Raw genomic sequence first — 1,646 nt, 5'->3', positions numbered from 1 at the left:
GGTCGGCCTCTGGAAGCCCAAGTGAGAGCAGTCGAGGCTCGCAGTGCGGAACCAGTGCGGAGCCCCCGGCACCGAGAGGTTTCTGCGCAGGTCAGAGCGAGGGCATCACCCCTCTGTAAATCTGTCGACGTATGTCTACGCAGGTTCGAACCCTGCACCCGCCACAAGCGCTAAAACAGCCCCTGACCTGCGGAAACGCAGGGCAGGGGCTGTCTTCGTGTGTCCGGCCACGTCCGGCCAAATCCGGGTCACCACGGCTGTCCGTGCGGAATACGTGAGGAAGTTTGAACGCTAGGCGGCCCGCTCGTCCGGCGCGTCCCTCAGTGCCGCCTCGACTCGCCGCCGGGCGATCTCGTCTTGTCCATCGACGCACTTCGCGTAGACCTTCAGCAGGACGTTCACGCTGTGCCCTGCCCACTCGGCTACCTGTGTCGCGGGGACGCCAGCGTTCAGCCACAGCGACACTGCCGCATGTCGGAGGTCGTACGGCCGCCGGGCGAGCGGCGTCGCGGCTTGGGTCTCTCCGAGAGCCTTCGCTCTGGCCTTTGCCCAGACCCGGGCATAGGTGTTCGAGGACACCGGATTGCTGTACGGCGGAGGTAAGGGGATGCCCGCCCGGCCGGTGCGGCTGACGAACAGTCGGCCGCCGGGGCCACAGCGGAATTCGGTCGTGTGCCGACGCAGCAGCTCGACCAGTTCCGGGCACGCCGGGACAAGACGCGTCGCCTTGTCGGGCCGATGTTTCAGACTTCGATCCTCGCTCGCCTCGCCGCTGTCGGTCCACTCCGCACCGGCATGCTGGGTTGAGCCGGTCAGCAGCAGTTCGCCCCAGCCTTTCTCTGGCAGCGTGCAATCCGTGAGGCGTAGATGCTTTGCCTCGGACGGCCTAAGCCCAGCGAAATACAGGCACCCGAAGAATGCCTCCAAGGCGGGATGGATCTCGCGGACTGCCTTGAGAAAAGCGCGGGCCTGCTGAGGATTGGCGACGACACGGCGGTCAACAACGTCCGTGTTCTCTCGCTTCATGTACTGCACTTTGTCAACCGGATTCGCCTCAAAGAGTTCCAGTTCCACGGCGTATTCCAAGGCGCTGTAGAACGCGGAGCGTTTGCGGCTCACGGTTGCGGGCGCGGCCGGTTTTCCGTCGAGCTTCAGACTGAGAGCGTCGAGGGCGCGACGCATTGTCGGCGCGTCGCGCAGTTCGGACAGGTCAGGCGAACTTTCGGCGATCCATCGCAGCAGAGGAGCGTCTTCGTCTTTCGGGATTGCGTTCTGGATGGAAAGGGCCCCGCGAGCGGACTTGTTGAAGGTCCAGCTCCGAAGGATCGAACGAATACTGTCCGCGTCGTGAGCGGTCTTGGATGGCAGGAGTGCAGCGGTCACGGTCGTAAGCGCCTCAGCGATGTTCTTGCGGTGACGCGGCGAGGCATGCGGCCACTTGACGTCTACGAACTCTGCCGCGTGCTCGTACCAGGTGCGGCGGCTTAGTTCCCGCATCATGTTCTGGGGAAGGCCGCTTTCAATGTGGAACGCAATGCCTTCGCGAGCGGCTGTCGTCAACTTCGATCGGAAGCTGTCCGCAAGTTTGGACTGAACGAACGTCTCCTGAGACCGGTTGCCCGCGACCTCCCATCTGACGGTGTAGG

At 63.9% G+C, this 1,646-nt stretch carries 1 protein-coding gene; it reads right to left on the bottom strand.

Features of this window, described 5'->3' with window-relative positions:
* Positions 1-291: 291 nt before the first annotated feature.
* The coding region (locus FDA38_RS41990; protein WP_137259686.1) for a tyrosine-type recombinase/integrase at positions 292-1,646 on the bottom strand (1,355 nt) is incomplete at its 5' end.

The sequence above is a fragment of the Kribbella jiaozuonensis genome (assembly GCF_005233875.1).
GTDB classification, from domain to species: Bacteria; Actinomycetota; Actinomycetes; order Propionibacteriales; family Kribbellaceae; genus Kribbella; species Kribbella jiaozuonensis.
Note: the sequence above shows the minus strand (reverse complement) of the source record. Positions and strands in the feature narration are given on the sequence as shown.